Source organism: Streptomyces sp. NPDC032091 (assembly GCF_055580265.1).
Genome location: NZ_JBVILR010000031.1, coordinates 17,392 through 35,328, shown reverse-complemented (window position 1 = coordinate 35,328; position 17,937 = coordinate 17,392). Strand labels below are relative to the sequence as shown.

At 68.7% G+C, this 17,937-nt stretch carries 21 protein-coding genes; 13 read left to right on the top strand and 8 right to left on the bottom strand.

Annotated features, from left to right (window positions below; translation table 11 throughout):
* Positions 1 to 13: 13 nt before the first annotated feature.
* The 3 genes from ACZ5NJ_RS34125 to ACZ5NJ_RS34115 all read right to left on the bottom strand — a co-directional run bounded on the left by ACZ5NJ_RS34125 (position 14) and on the right by ACZ5NJ_RS34115 (position 1,499).
* Positions 14 to 475: a hypothetical protein gene (locus ACZ5NJ_RS34125; protein WP_468770183.1), complete on the bottom strand. Its 462-nt coding sequence runs from the start codon at positions 473 to 475 to the stop codon at positions 14 to 16.
* Complete coding sequence (locus tag ACZ5NJ_RS34120; protein ID WP_468770182.1) at positions 472 to 858, bottom strand: hypothetical protein; 387 nt, start codon at positions 856 to 858, stop codon at positions 472 to 474. The genes ACZ5NJ_RS34125 and ACZ5NJ_RS34120 overlap by 4 nt, the downstream gene beginning before the upstream one ends.
* A gap of 128 nt (positions 859 to 986) precedes the next feature.
* On the bottom strand, positions 987 to 1,499 hold the full coding sequence (locus ACZ5NJ_RS34115; protein ID WP_468770181.1) for a hypothetical protein: 513 nt from the start codon (positions 1,497 to 1,499) through the stop codon (positions 987 to 989).
* 638 nt (positions 1,500 to 2,137) lie between these two features.
* Here ACZ5NJ_RS34115 and ACZ5NJ_RS34110 point away from each other — a divergent pair.
* The 10 genes from ACZ5NJ_RS34110 (at position 2,138) to ACZ5NJ_RS34065 (ending at position 10,260) form a co-directional block, all read left to right on the top strand.
* Positions 2,138 to 2,911, top strand: a complete 774-nt coding sequence (locus ACZ5NJ_RS34110; RefSeq protein ID WP_468770179.1) for a GntR family transcriptional regulator — start codon at positions 2,138 to 2,140, stop codon at positions 2,909 to 2,911.
* 14 nt (positions 2,912 to 2,925) lie between these two features.
* Positions 2,926 to 3,453: a GNAT family N-acetyltransferase gene (locus tag ACZ5NJ_RS34105; protein ID WP_468770177.1), complete on the top strand. Its 528-nt coding sequence runs from the start codon at positions 2,926 to 2,928 to the stop codon at positions 3,451 to 3,453.
* Positions 3,454 to 3,590: 137 nt separating this feature from the next.
* Positions 3,591 to 3,908, top strand: coding sequence for a helix-turn-helix domain-containing protein (locus tag ACZ5NJ_RS34100; RefSeq protein WP_468770176.1), 318 nt, complete (start codon positions 3,591 to 3,593; stop codon positions 3,906 to 3,908).
* 278 nt (positions 3,909 to 4,186) lie between these two features.
* Entirely contained in the window at positions 4,187 to 5,275 is a 1,089-nt protein-coding gene (locus ACZ5NJ_RS34095; RefSeq protein ID WP_468770175.1) for a hypothetical protein, read from the top strand.
* Positions 5,276 to 5,361: 86 nt separating this feature from the next.
* Positions 5,362 to 6,747: a replicative DNA helicase gene (locus ACZ5NJ_RS34090; RefSeq protein ID WP_468770174.1), complete on the top strand. Its 1,386-nt coding sequence runs from the start codon at positions 5,362 to 5,364 to the stop codon at positions 6,745 to 6,747.
* Between the two features lie 253 nt (positions 6,748 to 7,000).
* Complete coding sequence (locus ACZ5NJ_RS34085) at positions 7,001 to 7,291, top strand: hypothetical protein (protein ID WP_468770172.1); 291 nt, start codon at positions 7,001 to 7,003, stop codon at positions 7,289 to 7,291.
* 25 nt (positions 7,292 to 7,316) lie between these two features.
* Entirely contained in the window at positions 7,317 to 7,571 is a 255-nt protein-coding gene (locus tag ACZ5NJ_RS34080; protein ID WP_468770171.1) for a hypothetical protein, read from the top strand.
* A gap of 153 nt (positions 7,572 to 7,724) precedes the next feature.
* Entirely contained in the window at positions 7,725 to 8,144 is a 420-nt protein-coding gene (locus ACZ5NJ_RS34075) for a hypothetical protein (RefSeq protein WP_468770170.1), read from the top strand.
* Positions 8,145 to 8,277: 133 nt separating this feature from the next.
* The gene (locus ACZ5NJ_RS34070; RefSeq protein WP_468770169.1) at positions 8,278 to 9,318 is read left to right on the top strand and encodes a hypothetical protein; all 1,041 of its coding nucleotides are present in this window, start codon (positions 8,278 to 8,280) and stop codon (positions 9,316 to 9,318) included.
* A gap of 261 nt (positions 9,319 to 9,579) precedes the next feature.
* Positions 9,580 to 10,260 carry a hypothetical protein gene (locus ACZ5NJ_RS34065; RefSeq protein ID WP_468770168.1) on the top strand — a complete coding sequence of 227 codons (681 nt, stop codon included), beginning with the start codon at positions 9,580 to 9,582 and terminating at the stop codon, positions 10,258 to 10,260.
* A gap of 138 nt (positions 10,261 to 10,398) precedes the next feature.
* Here ACZ5NJ_RS34065 and ACZ5NJ_RS34060 read toward each other — a convergent pair whose 3' ends face one another.
* Positions 10,399 to 13,467 carry a helix-turn-helix domain-containing protein gene (locus tag ACZ5NJ_RS34060; protein WP_468770166.1) on the bottom strand — a complete coding sequence of 1,023 codons (3,069 nt, stop codon included), beginning with the start codon at positions 13,465 to 13,467 and terminating at the stop codon, positions 10,399 to 10,401.
* 173 nt (positions 13,468 to 13,640) lie between these two features.
* Between ACZ5NJ_RS34060 and ACZ5NJ_RS34055 the strand changes: the two genes are divergently transcribed.
* Together ACZ5NJ_RS34055 and ACZ5NJ_RS34050 are read left to right on the top strand one after the other, a co-directional pair.
* Positions 13,641 to 13,811, top strand: a complete 171-nt coding sequence (locus tag ACZ5NJ_RS34055) for a hypothetical protein (RefSeq protein WP_468770165.1) — start codon at positions 13,641 to 13,643, stop codon at positions 13,809 to 13,811.
* Between the two features lie 139 nt (positions 13,812 to 13,950).
* Positions 13,951 to 14,082, top strand: coding sequence for a hypothetical protein (locus ACZ5NJ_RS34050; RefSeq protein WP_468770164.1), 132 nt, complete (start codon positions 13,951 to 13,953; stop codon positions 14,080 to 14,082).
* A 95-nt stretch (positions 14,083 to 14,177) separates the two neighbouring features.
* On the opposite strand, the gene ACZ5NJ_RS34045 is transcribed toward ACZ5NJ_RS34050, so the two are convergent.
* Both ACZ5NJ_RS34045 and ACZ5NJ_RS34040 read right to left on the bottom strand, forming a co-directional pair.
* Positions 14,178 to 14,588 carry a hypothetical protein gene (locus ACZ5NJ_RS34045; protein WP_468770163.1) on the bottom strand — a complete coding sequence of 137 codons (411 nt, stop codon included), beginning with the start codon at positions 14,586 to 14,588 and terminating at the stop codon, positions 14,178 to 14,180.
* Positions 14,582 to 15,157 (bottom strand): replication/maintenance protein RepL, encoded by a 576-nt coding sequence (locus tag ACZ5NJ_RS34040; protein WP_468770162.1) that lies wholly within the window; start codon positions 15,155 to 15,157, stop codon positions 14,582 to 14,584. Before ACZ5NJ_RS34040 ends, ACZ5NJ_RS34045 begins: the two co-directional genes overlap by 7 nt.
* 905 nt (positions 15,158 to 16,062) lie before the next feature.
* Here ACZ5NJ_RS34040 and ACZ5NJ_RS34035 point away from each other — a divergent pair.
* Entirely contained in the window at positions 16,063 to 16,761 is a 699-nt protein-coding gene (locus ACZ5NJ_RS34035) for a hypothetical protein (RefSeq protein ID WP_468770160.1), read from the top strand.
* 211 nt (positions 16,762 to 16,972) lie between these two features.
* Here the strand turns inward: ACZ5NJ_RS34035 and ACZ5NJ_RS34030 are convergent, their stop codons facing one another.
* Complete coding sequence (locus ACZ5NJ_RS34030) at positions 16,973 to 17,476, bottom strand: DUF6233 domain-containing protein (protein WP_468770159.1); 504 nt, start codon at positions 17,474 to 17,476, stop codon at positions 16,973 to 16,975.
* A 157-nt stretch (positions 17,477 to 17,633) separates the two neighbouring features.
* The gene (locus ACZ5NJ_RS34025) at positions 17,634 to 17,897 is read right to left on the bottom strand and encodes a hypothetical protein (protein WP_468770158.1); all 264 of its coding nucleotides are present in this window, start codon (positions 17,895 to 17,897) and stop codon (positions 17,634 to 17,636) included.
* Positions 17,898 to 17,937: the final 40 nt, after the last annotated feature.

Sequence of the window (17,937 nt, the reverse complement as noted above, 5' to 3'; positions counted from 1 at the left end):
CGGTCGGTGCGGCCTACGGGGTGGGGGTGGCGGGCGCCTGGCTGGCGCCGGTGCCGGGCGTCGCCTCGTCCTGCTCGTCCTGCTCGCCGTCGCGGCGGGCGAGGTCGAGGACGTGCCGCCAGATCGGGCGGGGCATGGCGTCCAGGCCCAGGAGTTCGCGGCGGGCGGTCAGGAGCCGGGCCAGCTCCTGGCGGCGCCCGGCGTCGTCGTGGCGGTCGTCCAGGAGGGCGGCGACGATGTCGAACGCGGCGAGGCGGACGTCGGCGGCGCGGTCGGCGGCCTCCTTGCGGGCGTTGACGTTCTCCTCGCACAGGCGCCGGTAGGCGTCCTCGACCAGCTCGGTGTCGGCGACGGCCCTCTCGGCGAGCTTCGCGGCGCTCTCGGCGTCCTTGCGGGCGCCCCGGATCCGGGCTTCGGCGGTGCGGGCCGTCTCGGTGAGGCGGGCCAGGCGGGCGGCGGAGACCAGGCGGATCATCGGTCGTTCTCCTTCGAGGCGGTCGGGGCGGGCAGCAGCGCGGCGACCTGGGAGGGGATCAGACCGACGGGGATCTTGAGGCGGATCTTGACCGTGCCCTGGCAGACGGAACCGAGGACGACGGGCGCTCCGGCCCGGGACTCGTCCAGGCGGGCGTGGTCGATCTCGCGGAGCAGGGCGGGCAGCACGGCGATGGCGTGAGGGGCGATGGTCAGGACGGCCGTGATGGAGGTGGGGTCCACCGTGACGGCGACGTCGATCCCGTGGCGGGCCAGGCCGCGGACGTCCTCGGCGAGCGACCAGCCCTCGGCGAGGGTCTCGTGGAGGTCGGTGGTGATGCCGTCGGCGTTCAGGGTCAGGGCGCGGTGGGCCATGATGGTCATAGCGAACTCCTTCTTCTTCCTGCTGCTGGTGGGTGGAGCGGATTCGCGAAGAGACCCCCGGCGGGCGCAATCCGCTCGGGGGTCTCGTGCGTGATGGACGTGCGGTGCCGGAAGGCCGGCGGGTGAGGTCAGCTGGTGGGGCGGACCCGGCCGAAGCGGCGCAGGCCGGGCAGCGCCCGCAGCAGCTCCTTGACTCCGACGCGGACCAGCTCCCGGACCTCCTCCGCGTCCTCGGCCGCGAGCTCCTGCGCGGTGCGGGCGGAGCGGGCGGCGTCGGCCTTGTCGCGCTCGGCCTGCTGACGGTCCAGGCGCTCGTTCAGCGCGGCGGAGCACAGGGTGCGGGCGCTGGCGATCACCTCGTCGGCGGCGTCGAGGAAGCGGCGGGCACGGATGTTCTCGGCGGGGTCGAGGTTGAGGCTGGACGTGGCGTGGTCGAGGTAGCCGGTCGCGGTGACGAGGTTCTCCGCGGCCTGCTCGGTCAGGTCGGTGCGGGTGGACAGGTCGGCGATCGCGCGGCGACCCTGGGCGATGCGGGAGACGAGCAGGCAGACCCGCTCGTCGGCGTCGGTGGTGGCGATAAGGGAGGCGGCGTCGCGGGAGGCGACGTCGGCGGCCTTGAGGTAGACGGCGGTGGTGGTCATGCGATCCTCCTGGTCAGGTGAGGCGGGGCACTAGTGGCCGGCACCGCGGGGTGCCGGTAGAGGTAGGCGGGGTGTGGCCGGGCGGCCACAGCCACAGCACCCACGCCAGCTAGGCCGGGGTGCTGGGCTGGCAGCGGCCCGGACAGGGGGCGGCGGGATGAACCGCCACACCAGTTGCCGGGTTTGTGCGCAAACGTCTATTTCTCGTATTGCTCCTTCACCCATGACAGGTGATTCGTCGGCGCCCGGGCTGTGACCCCCTTCTGCGTAGGACCGGAGCCGATGGCAGACAAGTCATGCCGGCACTCCGCTTAGCCCTCCCGGATCTGGCCCGGGGCCTTACATGGAGTTGTTGCACAGGTCACTCCTGGATCCACAAGGCAATGAAGTTCATCCAGTCTGTTTGCATTGACTAGACAATAGCCTTGCGGTGATGAAGATGACATTGGAGGTGAGGCGGCGTCAAGCGCTCTGCGCGACCAGCGAGTTGCCTCTCGGCCGCACCCCCCGGGCAGGCGATCAAGTTGTCGCAGGTCAGGGCAGACAGCCCGTCAGATCAGCTGCGCGCAGAACGATTTACATTGACTAGACAATGACTCCGCCCGGGGGTACACATAAGCCTCATGAAGCCCTCACCCGTGTACCAGCGGATCGCGGATGACCTCCGCAGGAAGATCACTGACGGCACGTACCCGCCTGGCGCCCGGCTCCCCACCGAGAGCGAACTGATCGAGCAGTACGACGTGAGAGCCCGCGCGACCGTCCGCCAGGGCCTCGCCACGCTCGTGAACGAGGGCCTGATCGAGGCTCGCCGTCCGAAGGGCTACTTCGTCGTCGAGCACAAACGCCTCGTCTACCGGCCTCAAGCCGAGTTCAGGAAGAAGCCACCCGAGGTGGACATCTTCACCAATCTCGTAGCAGAAGAGGACGGCCGCGCTCCGAGCCAAGACATCGAGGTCTCGATCATCGAGCCGAGCAAGATGATCAAGGATCGACTCAAGCTCAAGGACGGCCAGCTCGCCGCAGCCAGGCGGCGGGTCCGGCGCCTGGACGGCATCGCCTACAACATCAATGACTCCCACGTGGCCTTGGACCTGGTCCAGGGAACGGAGTGGATGCACCCTGGCGACGTACAACGGGGCACCGACGCGGTTCTGGGTGAACTCATCGGGGGCCAGCTCGTCTACGGGTTCCACGAGCTCTACTTGCGAATGCCGACGCCAACCGAAGCTGACCGACTCAGCCTCGGCGCCGGCGTCCCGGTTGCCGAGCACATCTCCACGTCCTTCGACGCGGACCGCAACCCGATCCAGGTCACCGTGAACATCGTTCCCGGCGACCGGCACGTGATTGTCTTCGAGACGAGCCGCGAGGAGGCCGACTTGCCGCGCATCCCCTGGGGTGCCCCGTGATCCTCGTCCCTGCTGTGGAATCCGACCTGCCGCGGCTCATCAAGTTTCGGACCGACGCCGCCACCTGGCTCGCCCATCTGGGAACCGACCAGTGGGCCAAGCCCTTCCCTGCGGAACACATCCTCAACTCCATCGGCCGAGGCGAAGTTTTCCTCCTCAAGGAGCACCCGGAGAAGGACGCCGCAGCCACCATCACCCTGGACAGGGACGCGGACCAGGCCCTGTGGACGCCCGAAGAGGTCGCCGAGGGCGCCCTTTACGTACACAAATTGGCGGTTGATCGCGCCTATGCCGGCCTTGGGCTGGGCACCCGCCTGCTCGATTGGGCGGGCACCCAGGCTGCCGTACAGGGCGAGCCATGGCTCCGGTTGGACGCCTGGTCCACGAACTCCGCGCTGCAAAGCTACTACCGCGCCCACGGCTTCACCCACGTCCGCACCAACACCTCTGCATCCGTTGTGTCCGGGTGGGCCGCCCAGCGGCCGTCTCGACACGCCGACCACGGCTTGACGCTCTTGGGGGATACGCAGCCAAAGGGGTGAATCCTGCCCAGATCGCCGCAGGTCAGAACGAGACACGCGGACGAACCAGTTGCGCTCCACCCGCCATGATCAGATAACTTCCTACACAACACGACGAAACGTCGTCTCACACGGCAGAGAGCATGGAAGGAGGAGCGGTGCGAAAGAACTCGGCCCATCAAGTCGAAGCACTGGTCCGCGGGAGCGTCGCCGCGATCTTGAACGTTACGGGCGAAACCTGGACCGAGCTCGGCGCAGCGGTAGGCCTGACGACTGACACCGTGAGCCGGCGCCAGAAGGGTACGAGCGCCTGGACGATCGCGGACCTCGGTCGCCTGGGTGACCACTGGCGGATCTCGCCGTCCAGCCTGATCAACGGCCCGACTGAGGCCCTGGCGACGCTGAGCACGGAGCGCGTGAAGACGATCCGTTCGGCCAAGGGACTGTCGACCGCAGACGGGGCTCTCGTCGCCTAAAAGCCAGCGGCCCGAGACGCAGAGACGTCCCGGGCCACCGTTCCCACTCATGAACGTCTCGCCAGACACCGAGTGGGCCCTACAAGAGCTGTGAGGCACGCCGCCCGGTTCCCACACCAGGCAGCCCCACGCGCCGCGATCTACTCTACAAAGCTCCGTGAGTGCTCCGGTAGATGATGCAGCGGTCCGTGCGGGTGGCTATCGCCACATAGCGGACAGGAACGCACGTTGTACTGCATGACCAACCTCGTGATCATCTCGGGTTCGCGATGAAGGGGATGACCCCCAGCGAATTCGCCGCATCGACGATCCAGGCGGCTTGGGAGCCACCAGAGGAAGTCGTCGTCTCGCACCGTCTCGCGCACGCCCCTGACCTCCAGCCCGAGGACTATGGCGTTCTGATCCGGCTACTCCTCCGGGACCCGAACCAGCCGTCCAGCATGGAGGCACTGTCCGAGGAGTTCAAGGCCACCGGATGGAAGATGGGGGAGAGCCGTCTCCGCGGTGTCATGGGCCGCCTCAAGAAGGCGGGTCACGTCCGCCACGAGCAGGTCGGCTATGACCCGCAGGCGAAGCGCCCCAGGTGGGCCTTCATGGTCTACAGGAACCCCGCCAACAACCCTGACCACGCACGCACCATCGGAGGTGCATCGCCGCAGGTCAGGCCGCCCCGTGGATTTTCAACGGATGCCTCGTTCCGTTCGATTACCCACACTGCGATTTCCAACGGACGTACAGGTCAGGCCGATCGTTCAGAATCCAACGGATCGAACAGTCATCCGTTGGATTCCGCTCCGTTGGAAATCAACGGATGTGCTGGTCAGCCCGATGGTGCGGTTTCCATGGGATGGGTTGGCTACCCCCCACACCCCCCGGAGGGGGTGGAAACCCCCTCCCCCTACCCCCTCGTGTCACAGGAGTCACGGCTGGCGCCTGCGGCGCTGGAGGGGGAGGCGGGTGTCGACTCCGTCGACAACAAGCCCTCGGCCGAGGCTGTCGCGGAGGCGTACGAGTTCCTTCAGGACCTTCCCCGTCCATGGAGCGCGGGTCGTCCCACGGCCAGGAAGCTCGCGCCTCTGCTTGCTGAGGCGATCGACGCGCAGGGGTGGGCTCTTGATGAGGAGCTCGTCGCTGAGCTGACCGACCAGAGTGGTCCTGCGATCCACAGCTTCCCGTCGGTGCTGACGAAGCGGATCAAGGAGCTGCCCCGCCACACGAGCCGGACGCGCACCCGTCAGGTGCCCAGCCAGCGTCAGGTGACGGCCGCTGGTGCTCCGGATCCGGGATGCAAGGACTGCTATGGGTCTGGCTGGACCGATGACCTTGGCGCGCGATGCACCTGCACCCAGGTCCCCGTCGCCAGCTGACCGACGCGAAACGCGAGCGGCGGCCGATTCCCGCTAAGAACCCGGCCGCCGCCGCTGCACTCAACCTCAGGAAGGAAGAGAACTGCATGTCTAGGGTCCCACGCGGCAGAGGCGCTGACGACACCACCTCGGTACCGGAGACCTTCCGTACCGCTCCGAGCGGCGATCTCATCGAGCGGAAGCTGCCCCACGACCCCGAAGCCGAGGTCGCTGTCCTGGGCGGGATGACGCTCTCGAAGGCCGCCATCGCAGAGGTCATCGAGATCCTCAAGGGGCACGAGTTCTACCGCCCCTCGCACGAAACGATCTTCCGTGCCATCCACGACCTGTACGGGGAGGGAACGGAGATCGACCCGATCGTCCTGAGCCGCACGCTCGACCAGCGGGGCGAGCTCGCCAAGATCGGCGGGAGCTCCTACCTCCACACCCTCGTGCAGTCCGTACCCACCGCTGCAAACGCCGCCTACTACGCCGAGATCGTCAAGCAGAAGTACGAGGACCGGCGCCTGATCGCCGAGGGCACCCGGCTCATCGAGATGGGCTACTCCGCCTCGGTCACCACCGCCGAGGCCGTCGCCGCGACCACAACCACGCTCCAGAGCCTGGTGACCGGTACCCCCGAGGCCGCGAAGCTTTCCGTGGCCGACCGATGGGAGGGGTTCATCGACCAGCTCGAAGCCGGGACCGACCCCAACGCGATCTCCAGCCCGTGGCACGACCTCGATGAGGTCCTCACGGTCTCCGGCCCGATGTTCATCACCATCGGCGCCATGACCGGCGGCGGCAAGACGCTCATGATGCTCAACTGGGGCGCGCACGTCGCCCTCCGTCTGGGCCGGCCCGTCCTGGTCGCCAGCATGGAGATGGGCGGCAAGGAGATCATCGCCCGGCTCACCGCGGCCGAGGCCTTGATCCCTCTGGACCGGCTGACGAAGCGCAAGCTCGAAGAAGGTGACTGGGACAAGCTCGCCAAAGTGTCCAAGCGCATGGAGAACGCGAAGAACTTCATCCTCGACGACACCCCGGGCCTGACCCTCGCCCGGCTCCGCGCCCGCATCCGCACCATGACCTCCCAGGGCAACGCTCCCGCGCTCATCCTCGTCGACTACCTCCAGCTCCTCACCCCGGACGCACCCAGCTCCGTACGGGCGCAGGAAGTCGCCGCGCTCAGCCGGGGCTTGAAGGTCATCGCCATGGAGTTCGACACCCCAGTCGTCGCCCTGAGCCAGTTCAACCGCGGCGCCGTCGGCCGCCGCCCGCTGCTGTCGGACTTCAAGGAGTCCAGTGCCATCGAGCAGGACAGCAACGCAGTCCTGCTGCTTCACGAAGAGCGGGACGAGGACGACCAGCCGGTCAAGCCCGGTGAAGTCGAACTCATCGTCGCCAAGAACCGCCAGGGCGCCGCCGGACGCGGCATCCCCCTCGCCGTGCGCAAGCACTACATGCGCCTCGACAGCATGGCCCGCGCCTGATCCCCGGCTGACGGCACCCGCCCCGGCCGTGCCCGACACGGCCGGGGCCCCGACCGCAACCCCTCAAGGAGGCACGACGTGATCAAGGAGCCATCTACCGGCTCGCCGGAGTGCTCGCAGACACCAACGCGCATACCGACGCCGCCGCCCGGGAGTATTTCGCGGCCCCGGGGCAGGCTGCTGTTCCTGCGCAGGCGGTCGACCGCGCCCGTGTCGGCAAGGCAGACTCGGGTCAGAGGGAAAGGGGCGGGCGATGACCGCACAGCCGATACACCAGCATGAACCCGAGCGGGTTCCGCGCAACGCGGAGGGGATCGCGGCAGCGCTGGATGGCCCGCGTCGGATGGAGTTCTACCGTGAACTTTTGGCCGCGACCCCGGAACAGGCCAAGGGTGTGCTCCTGCGCTGGTGGGGTCAGGCGATGCTCGACACCGACCCGGAGGCCGACGGGCGGGCCGACGCGGTGCTGGCCGGCACGGTGCCCACGGTCTCGCTGGACGACCTCCTGGCGCGACGTCGGGCGGCGGGGCTTCCCGTTGACTGATCCGTACGACGACAGCCTGCCGTGCGTGCTGTCCGAGACCGTCTCCCAGCTGATGATGGACCCGAGGCTGTCGCTGGAACTCTTCGGCGCGATCGTGGCCGCGATGGTCACCATCGGAGAGTTGGGCGGCATGGTTCCCGGGAGCACGGCGTCGCCGCGGCGCCCGCAGCAGCGCCGTCTCCCGCTCGGGGCGGAGGGGGAGCTAGGGATCGCCGAGTACGTCATCAGCCGCGATGAGGAACCGCCGCAGATCGTCATCACCCACGTCCTGGTGTTCTGAACAGCGCCCCTGGGGCCCGGCCTTCGCGCCGGGCCCTTCGCCGTCATGCGGCAGCGCTCGCGGTCACCCTGCAGGGGCCGTGCCTGCGGGTCGGCTGGGCGGGTTGATCAAGACCTGGGCCGCCGACCGAGAGCGGCCGGACGGGAGACCTTGATGAAGCCCACCTTCGCCAGCCGTGCCGCAGCCGGCCTGATCGCCTTCCTCGCGGTGCTCGGACTCGCCGCTCCGGCGGGAGCCACCGGGTCCGCCGTGCCGCCGTACGAGCTGCGTCTGGTGGCTGGGAACGCGGAGGACGCCGGGACGGCCGACCTCGTAGTGAACCCCCAGGCGGCCGGCGGCTGGGAGGTGCACGGCACCGTCACGAAGGCGACCGGGGTGCCCGGGTGCCTGCGCCTGGAGGCGGGCGAAGACGGGGACTCGGGCCGGACCGCGGAGACGCTGGCGGTGTGGTGCGGGCCGGCCGGGAGCGCGGGCGAGGTGTCCGCGCGCACGACGCGTCCCTTCGTGTACCTGGTGTGGCGGGGCGGGGACGGCCTCCCGGCGGCCTGGTCGAGCCGCCGTCTGCATCGGTAACCCATTCGGGTGACCCGACGGGGTTGGATGTAGCCCCGTTGTCTCTTGATGCCGTAATGTTTTTGATGTCGGGAGGGTGGTCGGTACCCGCCCTTCCCGGCGGACGAGAACCCGTCAGCATCAAGGAGACGTCATGGCCTTCACCGGCGACGACACCCGCGTCACCGCTTCACTCGGCCTCATCGCCGAGCACGTCGCGAGTATCTGGAGCGACTGTCCGACGGACGGACCGACCCACCTGCTCTTTCAGACCGCCGTCGACGGCGCGGCCTGCGCCCTGCGCCCGGTCCGGCGCGTCGGGCGCGGCTACGTCCTCGTGGACCACCAGCCCGGCTTCGACCTCGACGGCTGGATGTACAACCCCTGGCTCCCCTGGGACGAGCTGGGTGCCGAGCTGGAGAAGCTCGTCGGTCAGGATGTGCGACACCCGGCCCTCGCCCGCGAGTCGGGGGGCTGGTGGAGGCTGGCCCTCTACCCGTTGGGTGAACGGGCTGAGTGGGACGTCGAGCACGACTACGAGGCGCACGCCGTGGTCGAGAACCCCGACGCTGGGGCGCGCGACGCCGCGCGCGGCGAGGAGATCCTCCTCGGCCACCTGACGGCCGTCCGTAACGGCCGTCAGATCGAGGACGTCCTCGCCGAACACGACGGCCACGAACTCGTGGTCGGCGACGACGGGCAGAGGCTCGTCCTGGACGAGGACGCGGTTCCGTCGGACTTCGCCGACGTTCTGGTCGAGTGCCTCACCTGCCAGACGGACCCTTCCGCCCAGTGGGAGCGAGGCGGGAATCCCCTTGCCGTCGGCGCCCCTCTGCCGCAGGTGGGGCACGTGGTGGAAGCGGTCGTCGCCCTGCTGCACTACGCGGACGGTTGGCACCACGCGTCCGACGTCCTGGAGCGGGCCCTGGTGCTCCTGGCTGAGCGGCAGCGGGACGTCACCTTCGGGGTGCCGGAGCCGGTGCCGGTGGAGGACGTAGACCTGCGTGCCCTCGACACCGTCGCCGGAGCCGTCGCGGCCCACTACGCCGTCGCTGCCGCCCGGTTCCACCTGTCCGACTGGCAGATCGCCGACATGGCGGAAGACCGATTCCGCAGCCAGGTCGAGGGGACGCGTTTCGCTGCCGTCCGTGCCTGGCGCACGGCTGCGGCGGAGGTCGCGGCCCAGACGGCGTGATCCGGCGCAGACATGAGGCGGCGCCCCGGGTGAAGACCCGGGGCGCCGCCGTGCGTCGTGCGCGGGCAGGGCCGACGCGGCGGCCGCCCGGAAACGTGCCGGGGGCCAGCGGTCCGACCCCGCACGAAGCGAAGACGGCGGTACCCACTGGCCCCCACCCGTCAGCAACTCCCGAAGGAGAGCGACATGTGCGGCAGTCTATCCACATCACCACCCCTTCTACCGGCCGTGCGCGGCCCCGTACGAGCAAGGAGCAACGCGATGATCCCGCGCGGCCGCCCCACCCTGACCGAGGCAGACATTGCCGCCGAGCGGAAGACGGTGCTCAAGACCTGGCAGCGCAATGAAGGCCAGCGGCTGCGCGCACGGGTGCCGCTGGTCAACGAGGGTGGACGCCTTCGGCTCTACGACGAGGAACAGGCCCGTGCCTTCCTCGCAGGCGCCTCCTGGCACGGCACTGCCGGTCATGCCGGTCCCACAGCGACCACCGGTGCGGACGACGAAGGCATGTGGCCCCCCGCGGTGGCAGCGGGGGAGGAGCATCCAGAGGATTTGCTGACGGACCAGGAGGCCGCGACCGTCCTGAAGACGAAGGCCTCCACCGTCCGGGACTACGGGACGGATGGGTATCTCCCCGTCGTTCACCGGCACGGGCGCACCTGGTACCGCCGAGCCGACCTCGAAACAAGGCTCAGCGCAGGCGATCGACGTCACCATCCGCACCTGACCGGTGCCGGCCGTCCGCACGGTTCAAAGGACCGGGCGCCCCGGCGCCGCTCAGATCCCCGTGTCGCCGAGATCGCCACAGCACTTGCCCTAGCCGCCAAGGGAGAGGCTAGGTTGCCCACTACCGCCGAGATCGCCGCCCTGTACGCCGTCGGCGAGCGCACCGCCCAGCGCCTGCTCCTTGCCGCAGACGAGGAGACCTCAGGCAGCGCCTAAAAGAGGACCCTCACGCCTCAGGTCGCGACGGCCGCGACGCGGCGAACCGGAGCTCGGCAGCTTGCTCTCCATGGCCAGCGGTTTGTGGCCGCAACCTCGGGACGTTGGCAGTCTCGACGAGGCCGTCCGCCACTGGGGTCAGGGGCAGGCGTCGGGCCGTGGTGCGTCCTGCACCAAGCCGTTGAAAAGATCACCCCACGTCCACGGACCTGCGGTGCGGCCGTCCGTTTCTCGCCCGTATCGCGGAATGAGGTTCACGTCCCCAACGCCGGCGTTCATCGCCCGGCCCAGGAGGGTCTGTTCGCCCTTCGCTGCGATTTCCCTTGTGCTGACCTCCTTCAGCGCTGAGACGAGGTGGGGGATGCCTGAAAGGCTGGTGAGTCGGGTGTGGGCAGCGGGTTGCCGCGCCAGCAGTCGTTGTACCGCCTCACCTGCCCCAACCTCCTTCAATGCAAGGAGCAAGCTGGCAACCCCGGGTAGATCGGAAAGGACGACGTGGGTGCTGGCAACTGCCGCTAGTCGTTGCACCGCCTCTTCCTCCCTCTCCTCCGCCAGCACCGACAGCAGCTCAGCGATACCTCCCGCGTCAGTCAGGGCAGCGTGGGCAGCAGGTTGCCGCGCCAGAAGTCGTTGCGCTGCCTCTTTCGCCCCGACCTCCTTCAGTGCTGACAGCAGCCGAGTCACGCCGAACGGGTTGGTCAGGCCGGCGTGGGCTGCGGCTCGGGTCGCCAGTTGTCGCGCCGCCTCTTCCGCCCCGATCTTCTTCAGCGCCATCAGCAGGTGGGCGACGCCTATCGAGCTTGTCACGTGGGCGTGGGCGCCGATTCGCGTGGCCAGTTGTACTGCTGCCCCTTCCGCCCCAACCTCCTTCAGGGCGAACAGCAGGTTGGAGAGGCCAACCCCGCTGGTCAGTTCAACGTGAGCACCGGCCCGCGCCGCCAGTTGCCCCAGCATCCGCTCCGCCTTGATCTCCTTTAGGGCCCTCAGTGTTTCGGCGGTGGCAGATGGGCTGGTCAGGTCACCGCGGGTGGCGGCTCGCGTTGCCAGCTGTCGCACCGCCTCTTCCGCCCCAGCCTCCCTCAGTGCTAACAGCAGCTTGTCCATGCCGTACGCGCTGGTCACCTCGGCGTGGGCACCCACTCGCGTGGCCAGCTGCTGCACCGCCTCTTCCGCCCCGGCCTCCCTCAGCGCTGACAGCAGACTGACGATGCCATACGGGTACGGGCTGGTCAGGTCGACACAGTTGGCGGGCTGCTGTGCCAGCACCCCCTGAACCGCCTCTTCCGCCCGGACCCGCCTCAGCGCAATCAGAAGGTTCGCGACGTGCGACGGGACGGTCAGGTCGGTTTGGGGGCTGACCCGCGCCGCTAGCACTTTCAGGCTCTGCTCGGCTCCGACCAACGACAGGGTCAGCACCAAAATGGCAACGCCGAACGTGTCGGTGAGATGAGTCTGGGTGGCAGGTTGCCGTGCCAGCAGCCGTTGCATCGCCTCCTCATCGACATCTTTTAGTGCCATCAGCAGTTCAGCCACGCCAACTGGGTCGGTCAGGTCGGCATGCCCGGCTACCCAACGCGCTGCGTGATGCTCAGGGTCTAGGTGGCGGTCGACGAGGAGGAGAACGAGACCAGCTGCCGCCCGTGGTGCTCCTCCCCTGATTGCCTTGCGGTAGAGGGTGACGGCTGGTTTGAAGAATCCTCGTGCTTGGGCAGCTTTGGCGAGCCGATGGAGGTCTGCCGGGTCGGTGGTGCCGCTTGTGAGGGCGTTCCAGAGAGTGGGCGGCCCCATTTCGTCCTCGCGGTCACGGCGAGTGTGTTGGTCGAGGTAGTCCGCTGGTTCGAAGGCGGCCGGGGTGCCGGAGCGAGCGACGTGTCGGGTCAAGGCGGTAAGTGCACGCCGGACGTCTGTTCGATTATTGGGATCGCCGGCTCGATATCCGCGGGTTACGTCGTCCAGTGCGGCGGCCGCCCAGTCGGGGTTGCTCGGTCGTGTGCGTCCGGTCAGGTAGCCGTCGGCTGCGTTGGCGAGCAGTTGTGTAGGGATCGGCTGATTGTGGCCTAGGCGGCGCAAGTCCAGTGCGGCGGTGATCAGCGCGTGTTCGACCGGGGTGAACAGTGTGCCGTTGCGATATGCGGCCAGGAGTTCTGGACCGCCGCTGAGGTGCTGGATCACCCTCCTCCCGTCTTTGGTGCCCGCGTTGAGCGCGTCGGAAATCCGTGCGTCCGTCAGTCCACCCGTTACCTGCGTGAGCAGTTCCCCGCACTCTTCAGGGGTGAGGGCGTCGGGTACGTCTAGGACCAGCGCTTGGACGTCGAGCAGGTCGCGGGTCGGTCCGGGATCGAGGGTTCGGCCCTGAGCGGTGAAGTCGGTGAAGTACGGCGTACGCCACATGGCGCCGACCATCACGATGCCTGGCACCTGGGTAAGACAGCGGATGAGCTGCTTGGCGATGACCGATCCGGCGTTGCCCTGGAGGTAACGCTGCGTCTCGTTGAGCCACAGAACGGTGCCCGGTACGACGGCGCCGTCCGTGAGGAGCTGTTGCAGGTCTTCAGCATCCGCGGGGTGCAGCAGCGGGTGGTCGGGTGCCTGCTCCAAGACTGCCTCGTACAGGGCTCGGGTCTTGCCGGTGGTCGACTCGCCGAGCAGGAGGGCGAACACCGACGGACCGCCCTGCGCGGCGGCGGCCAGGTAGTCCCTCAGCCGGCGGTCGTGCTCGCGTATCAGATAGGGGGTCAGCCGACCGCCGCGTCGGTGCTCCTCGGCGGCGGACACTGGGTGTGACCTGACCGCGGCGGCGCGGTGCACGCCCAGGGCCGTCGGGTCGGCCACGCGTACGGTCGGCAGGCCGGCGGGCGCGGCCGGGCCGTGGGCTGCCTGGAGCCACTTCGGCCAGATCCGCTCGTCCAGCAGCCCCTCGGCATATGTCCGCGGGCCCTTCCCCTCGCTCACCAGGCGCGTGTCGATCCGGCGGGCACGCTCGATCAGGACGCGTGCCAACTGCTTCAAGGCCGTCTGCGAAGGCCGGTTCTCGCGCCTGACCCAGGCGCTGATCTGCCCGTTCGTGATCATGACCGGAGGGGCCCCCGGGCCGACTGACTGGCGGCTGGCCAGTTCGGCGGCCTTGATCTGCGTTAGCCCGGACGCTCGCAGCAACTCCGCGAGCCGCGCCGCGAAGAAGTCCCACGGATCAGCCACCTGACCCAAGACGCATCCCCCTCCTCTTCCGGCAGCCCTGCCGAAACAGGACCCCAAACCCAATTTATCGCCCCCACCAGCAATGACCCCCTGCAGCGGAGATTGCCGGGGGACGAAACCGCCCTCGCGAAGGCCCACTTGGGGAGTCTGACCCACTGGTACACACTCCAAGGAGCCACTTCGTGGACGCCACCACCATGCTCGCCGCCATCGGCACCCTCGTCCTCCTCCTCGGGGCGGCCGCGCGTCTTCCCGCAGCCGCCGCCGAGGTGGTACGCGCTTGTGCCGTGCTCGTCGAAGCCATCGCCGAACTCCGCAACACCACCCGTCGCGCCTTCTCCAGCCGACGGTGACCTCCACCCGTGGCCACCGCCGACACACCGCGCGAAACCATCCGCAGATGTCCGTATTTGCCGTAATATTTTTCTTGTCGGAAGGCGGTCGGTACCCGCCCCGGCACCCGTCAGCACAATCCATCGGAAGGACCCCGGCATGGACTCCAACACGCACGACAACACCCACGACAACCAGCGGGCCATCCCCACCATCCCCGGCCAGCGCAAGCCCTCCGAGCCCACCACGGAGAAGAAGATCCCGAACCAGCGCGACCGACGCGCCCAGTAGCAGAGCCCCACGACGCCAGTGCGGGCCGCCCCGAACAGGGGCGGCCCGCACTGGCATTTCGCGGCCGTCCGGCCGCTGGCTGGAGTCCGCAGTCTTTAGGCGCTGTTGACGGCCCAGAGTTCCCGGTGCTGCCTCTTGGGCGGCGGGGTCTCATACCGGGGGGCCGACGGCTCTCCGAGGGTGCCGTTCTGGATCCGGCGCGCGGCGTCCTGCACGGCCGCAGCGAGATCTTCGAGCGTCTCGTAGCCGGCGATGTACGGGTGCAGGATGTAGGTGCGGTAGCTGTTCTCGGGCCGCAGCACCAGGTGCCGGTCGACCAGAGCACCCATGGCCGTGGAAGCGGCGTTCTTCCCGAGGCCGACCCGAGCGGCCAGCTCCTGCTGGGACATCCGTACTTCGCCGCCCGGCTCCTGCAGCTCGATCAGCACGCTCAGCAGGTCCTGCGCGCCGCGGGAGAGCTCCAGCTTGTGGAGCATTCCGTGTCCGAAGGTCGCCTGGATCAGCATGCTGCCTCCTCCTGGTCCTGACCGAGTTCCATCTGCACACTTCGCGGGGCCGGCGGCGCGTTGAGCTTGGGAAATGCGTCTTGCGGGGCGCCCTCCCGAAGCCTACCCAGGACCTCCTGCTGACGGTCACCGTTCCCCATGAAGCCGATCAGGGGGTTCACGAAGATCACGCCGGAGCGGACCTTCTGGAGCATGTGCCATTCCTCCAGCTTGTTGACCGCCCGGGTCACGTTGGCCCGCTCGACACCGAGGCGCTCGGCGATCAGCTTGTGGGTGGCCTTGACCCACCCCTCCTTCTGCTTGCCGATGCACCAGCACAGGACCGCGGACTGGATCGGGGACATGCCGTGCTGGGCGATCAGGACGGCCAGCACCTCGGAGAGGAACTCGTTGCTCACCGCGCTGAAGCCGGCAGTCCCGTACATCTCGTGCGGCGCCCGCTGGGTGACGCGGACGCTGAAGTCCATCTGCTGCACCGGCCGACCCCGCACCGGGGTCTTCGCGATCAGGTCGGCGAACTTCTCTGTCAGCGTCTCCTTGAACTCCGCCCCGCTGTCGGAGACGGGCATAACCGGAGGCTGTGAGCCGGACGCTCGGCGAAGAGTCTGGCGGCGCGCCATGTGCGTGGGTCCCGTCCTCGATCATGGGGAAGTCGTCATGCACTGTAGCGGGTTGTCCCACTGGACTGGGACATTTTCTCCCTGTCGGCGTGGCCTTTTGGTGTCGGTAGCAACACCAACCAACGCGGGCGGGACAGAGTTGGACTTGCCTGACCAGCAGTTTCGCCTTTTTGGCCCAGTGGACTGGGACAAAAAGGTGTCGTTGGTGGTGTCCGCTGACACCTTTTCAACTCCAGATGTGTCGATGCCAACACATCGACTCCAAGGAAGCAGCAGGTCAGAGTGGGTTTTCCGGAACCGCTCTCTTTTCCTTTAGAACCTGATGCCAGCCGGCGTCTGCGGACTCCACGGGTTGGCTGCGCCCTCCGCTCTGCTCCGGTGCTCGCGGGTGCCAAAGGCCGATTGGCCACGCCACCCCGGATCGGGCCCAGGCCGAAGGCAAGCAGCACAGTGGTTGACACCGTCTGTGGTGCGGAGTAGCACCCGTGCACCGGGATCACGGTCCAGGCCGAATTGGGCGCACCTTCTGTGGCTGATGTTGACACGGCCTGCCCCATCTCACGGTCCACCACCCCGACGTCGGGGCCATCCGGCGGAAGGCGAGGCTGCTCACCTGTCGGCAGATCATCTCCGGCTGCGGGAAGCCGATCCGACGGAAGCTAGCGAGGGCTGCCCCCGAGGTCGGCACTAGCTACTTGACCTTGCCCGGCGGGAGTCCCACGGGAGTTTTCCACCAGGGCGGCACCAGACAGACCTGACCGCCACTCTGCCAAGGGTCCCCGCGAGAGCGTCCCTGCTGGCGTTCCCGCCGGTGCGGCAACGCCAGCAGCCAGCCAGGTGGTTAGGGTGTCTTGGTGACTGTGCCCGCCGAGCTAGCAGCCTGCCGCCGATGCCACGACATCATCGGACGGTGGTGGGAACATGGCCTCGACGACGCCCGCAGCCACCTCCGGGCAGATGAAATCGCCTTCTACGACCACTTCATGGACGCCCATCCGGCCGTCAGGGTCACTGGTCGCGACGGGTGCCGCAGCTGCGAGGACGTCGTCGCCATGGCCCAGTACGCCATGGCAGATATGGCCATGCACCGTCCGGACGGCACCCTGATCGACCCGGTCCTCCTGCACTTCCTCCACCACGTCCTGGAAGAGACCGCGGAGGTGGACGCAGCGACACTGACCAGCGGACACGGCTTCACCGCGTACCTGTATCACCGTGCCGACGCGGCGCCGGGCCCCCACACCTGCTCTCCCGACCGCGGGCACGCCTACGACGTCTCCGTCACCCTCACCGCCCCCGCGCACCGCGTCGCGGGCGACCCGGCCCTCGTCCTGCGGACCGTCGTGGCGGAGCTCGACCGGGACGTGCAGTACCGCGAGATCGAGCAGCTCGACGCCCAGGACGTGAAGATCACAGCGTGGTCGGACTTCGCTGCCTGGGTCCATGCCGCCATCAGCCGCCGCTTGGCTCCCAGCCTGGGGCAGTACCTCTCCGTCCGGGTGCATGCGCCCGCCATCGCCCCTGAGGCCGTCGCCTTCCCGGCCTCGGAGTAGGCAGCCGCCCGCCGGGCCCCGGGACCCTCAGAGGCTATGGACGTCGACCGGGTTGCAGTCGGGCAGGCCACTGGTTGTACGTCTGGATCCGCTCGCGCTTGAGCCGGAGCAGATCCTCCGGGAACGCATCGGCCGGGTCAGCCGATGCCGGGTCGGTCCTCGTGCCGCAGCGGTGTACTCGGAGGCTCCACGAGGTGGCGGTATGTCCTGCTCACTCGACGGGTTCGTGCCCGTCGGCCTGGCCGTGGGCCAGGATCGGCAGGAGCGTCTCGGCGGCGTCGCATCCCGTACACGCGACCGTCCCGGGCCGGCTGAGGGCGTCCAGGGCGGCCAGCGTCTTCACCGGCACCGCCCGGCCGGTCGCGAGCGCGCATCCGTCGGCGTGGACGGTGGCGGCCCGGGCGCGGGTACGGCCGTCCAGGACCCAGACCCACGGCGTCGCTGGGGGCGCCGCCGCACCGGTCGGGTTGCGGTGGGTGGGGACCTGGCCCAGGGGGATACCGGGGATCGGGCGGAGCTGCGCGGAGGTCACCCACGTGCTGTACTCGGCCGGCTCCGCGCCGCCGTCCTCGGTGGTCTGCCACAGCGGGACGCCGACGCGGTACATCCACGTCCCGGTGTCCATCTGAAGGCGCTCGTAGAGCCGTACCCGGAGCTCTTGGCCGTCAGGCAGCAGGAGGGTGATCTCTGCGGGTGATGGTGCGGAGGCAGTCACGGTCAGGAGCGGGCGAGCCGCTCCGCCCGGGCTTGCTGGCATGCCGTGCACAAGGGGCTCGCGCCGGCTCCGTAGCGCGTGGTGGGCCTGCGGCACCGGACGCACGGCCCGGTCGAGACGGACGTGGGTCGTGGCGGTGCGGGGTCGATGGGGCGGCTCATGCTGCGGCCTCTCGTCCGGTGCTCGGGCCGGGGCCGGTGGGGGTGCGGGCGGCGCGGCGCAGGTCGGCGGTGCCGGCCCGCCGCCCGGCTGGGGCGGCCCAGTAGGGGTGGGTGCACAGGCGCGCCGAGAGGGCGATCAGGCGGCGCCGCAGGGCGGTCGTGCCGGTCCCGGCGGCGGTCTGCGCGAGTTCGGTGTAGGTCTGCTGCCAGGACCGTTGGAGGGTGATCAGGTCCTCGGGGAAGCGGAGCGGTGGTCTCACCCCTTAACTAAAACACGTGTTCGAATTACCGCGCGAATGC

What these genes read in the sequence shown, in the direction of transcription:
- ACZ5NJ_RS34125 (WP_468770183.1), bottom strand. Translation starts at nt 475, where the DNA reads ATGATCCGCCTGGTCTCCGCCGCCCGCCTGGCCCGCCTCACCGAGACG.
- ACZ5NJ_RS34120 (WP_468770182.1), bottom strand. Translation starts at nt 858, where the DNA reads ATGACCATCATGGCCCACCGCGCCCTGACCCTGAACGCCGACGGCATC.
- ACZ5NJ_RS34115 (WP_468770181.1), bottom strand. Translation starts at nt 1,499, where the DNA reads ATGACCACCACCGCCGTCTACCTCAAGGCCGCCGACGTCGCCTCCCGC.
- ACZ5NJ_RS34095 (WP_468770175.1), top strand. Translation starts at nt 4,187, where the DNA reads ATGACCCCCAGCGAATTCGCCGCATCGACGATCCAGGCGGCTTGGGAG.
- ACZ5NJ_RS34090 (WP_468770174.1), top strand. Translation starts at nt 5,362, where the DNA reads ATGTCTAGGGTCCCACGCGGCAGAGGCGCTGACGACACCACCTCGGTA.
- ACZ5NJ_RS34085 (WP_468770172.1), top strand. Translation starts at nt 7,001, where the DNA reads ATGACCGCACAGCCGATACACCAGCATGAACCCGAGCGGGTTCCGCGC.
- ACZ5NJ_RS34075 (WP_468770170.1), top strand. Translation starts at nt 7,725, where the DNA reads ATGAAGCCCACCTTCGCCAGCCGTGCCGCAGCCGGCCTGATCGCCTTC.
- ACZ5NJ_RS34070 (WP_468770169.1), top strand. Translation starts at nt 8,278, where the DNA reads ATGGCCTTCACCGGCGACGACACCCGCGTCACCGCTTCACTCGGCCTC.
- ACZ5NJ_RS34065 (WP_468770168.1), top strand. Translation starts at nt 9,580, where the DNA reads ATGATCCCGCGCGGCCGCCCCACCCTGACCGAGGCAGACATTGCCGCC.
- ACZ5NJ_RS34050 (WP_468770164.1), top strand. Translation starts at nt 13,951, where the DNA reads ATGGACTCCAACACGCACGACAACACCCACGACAACCAGCGGGCCATC.
- ACZ5NJ_RS34045 (WP_468770163.1), bottom strand. Translation starts at nt 14,588, where the DNA reads ATGCTGATCCAGGCGACCTTCGGACACGGAATGCTCCACAAGCTGGAG.
- ACZ5NJ_RS34040 (WP_468770162.1), bottom strand. Translation starts at nt 15,157, where the DNA reads ATGCCCGTCTCCGACAGCGGGGCGGAGTTCAAGGAGACGCTGACAGAG.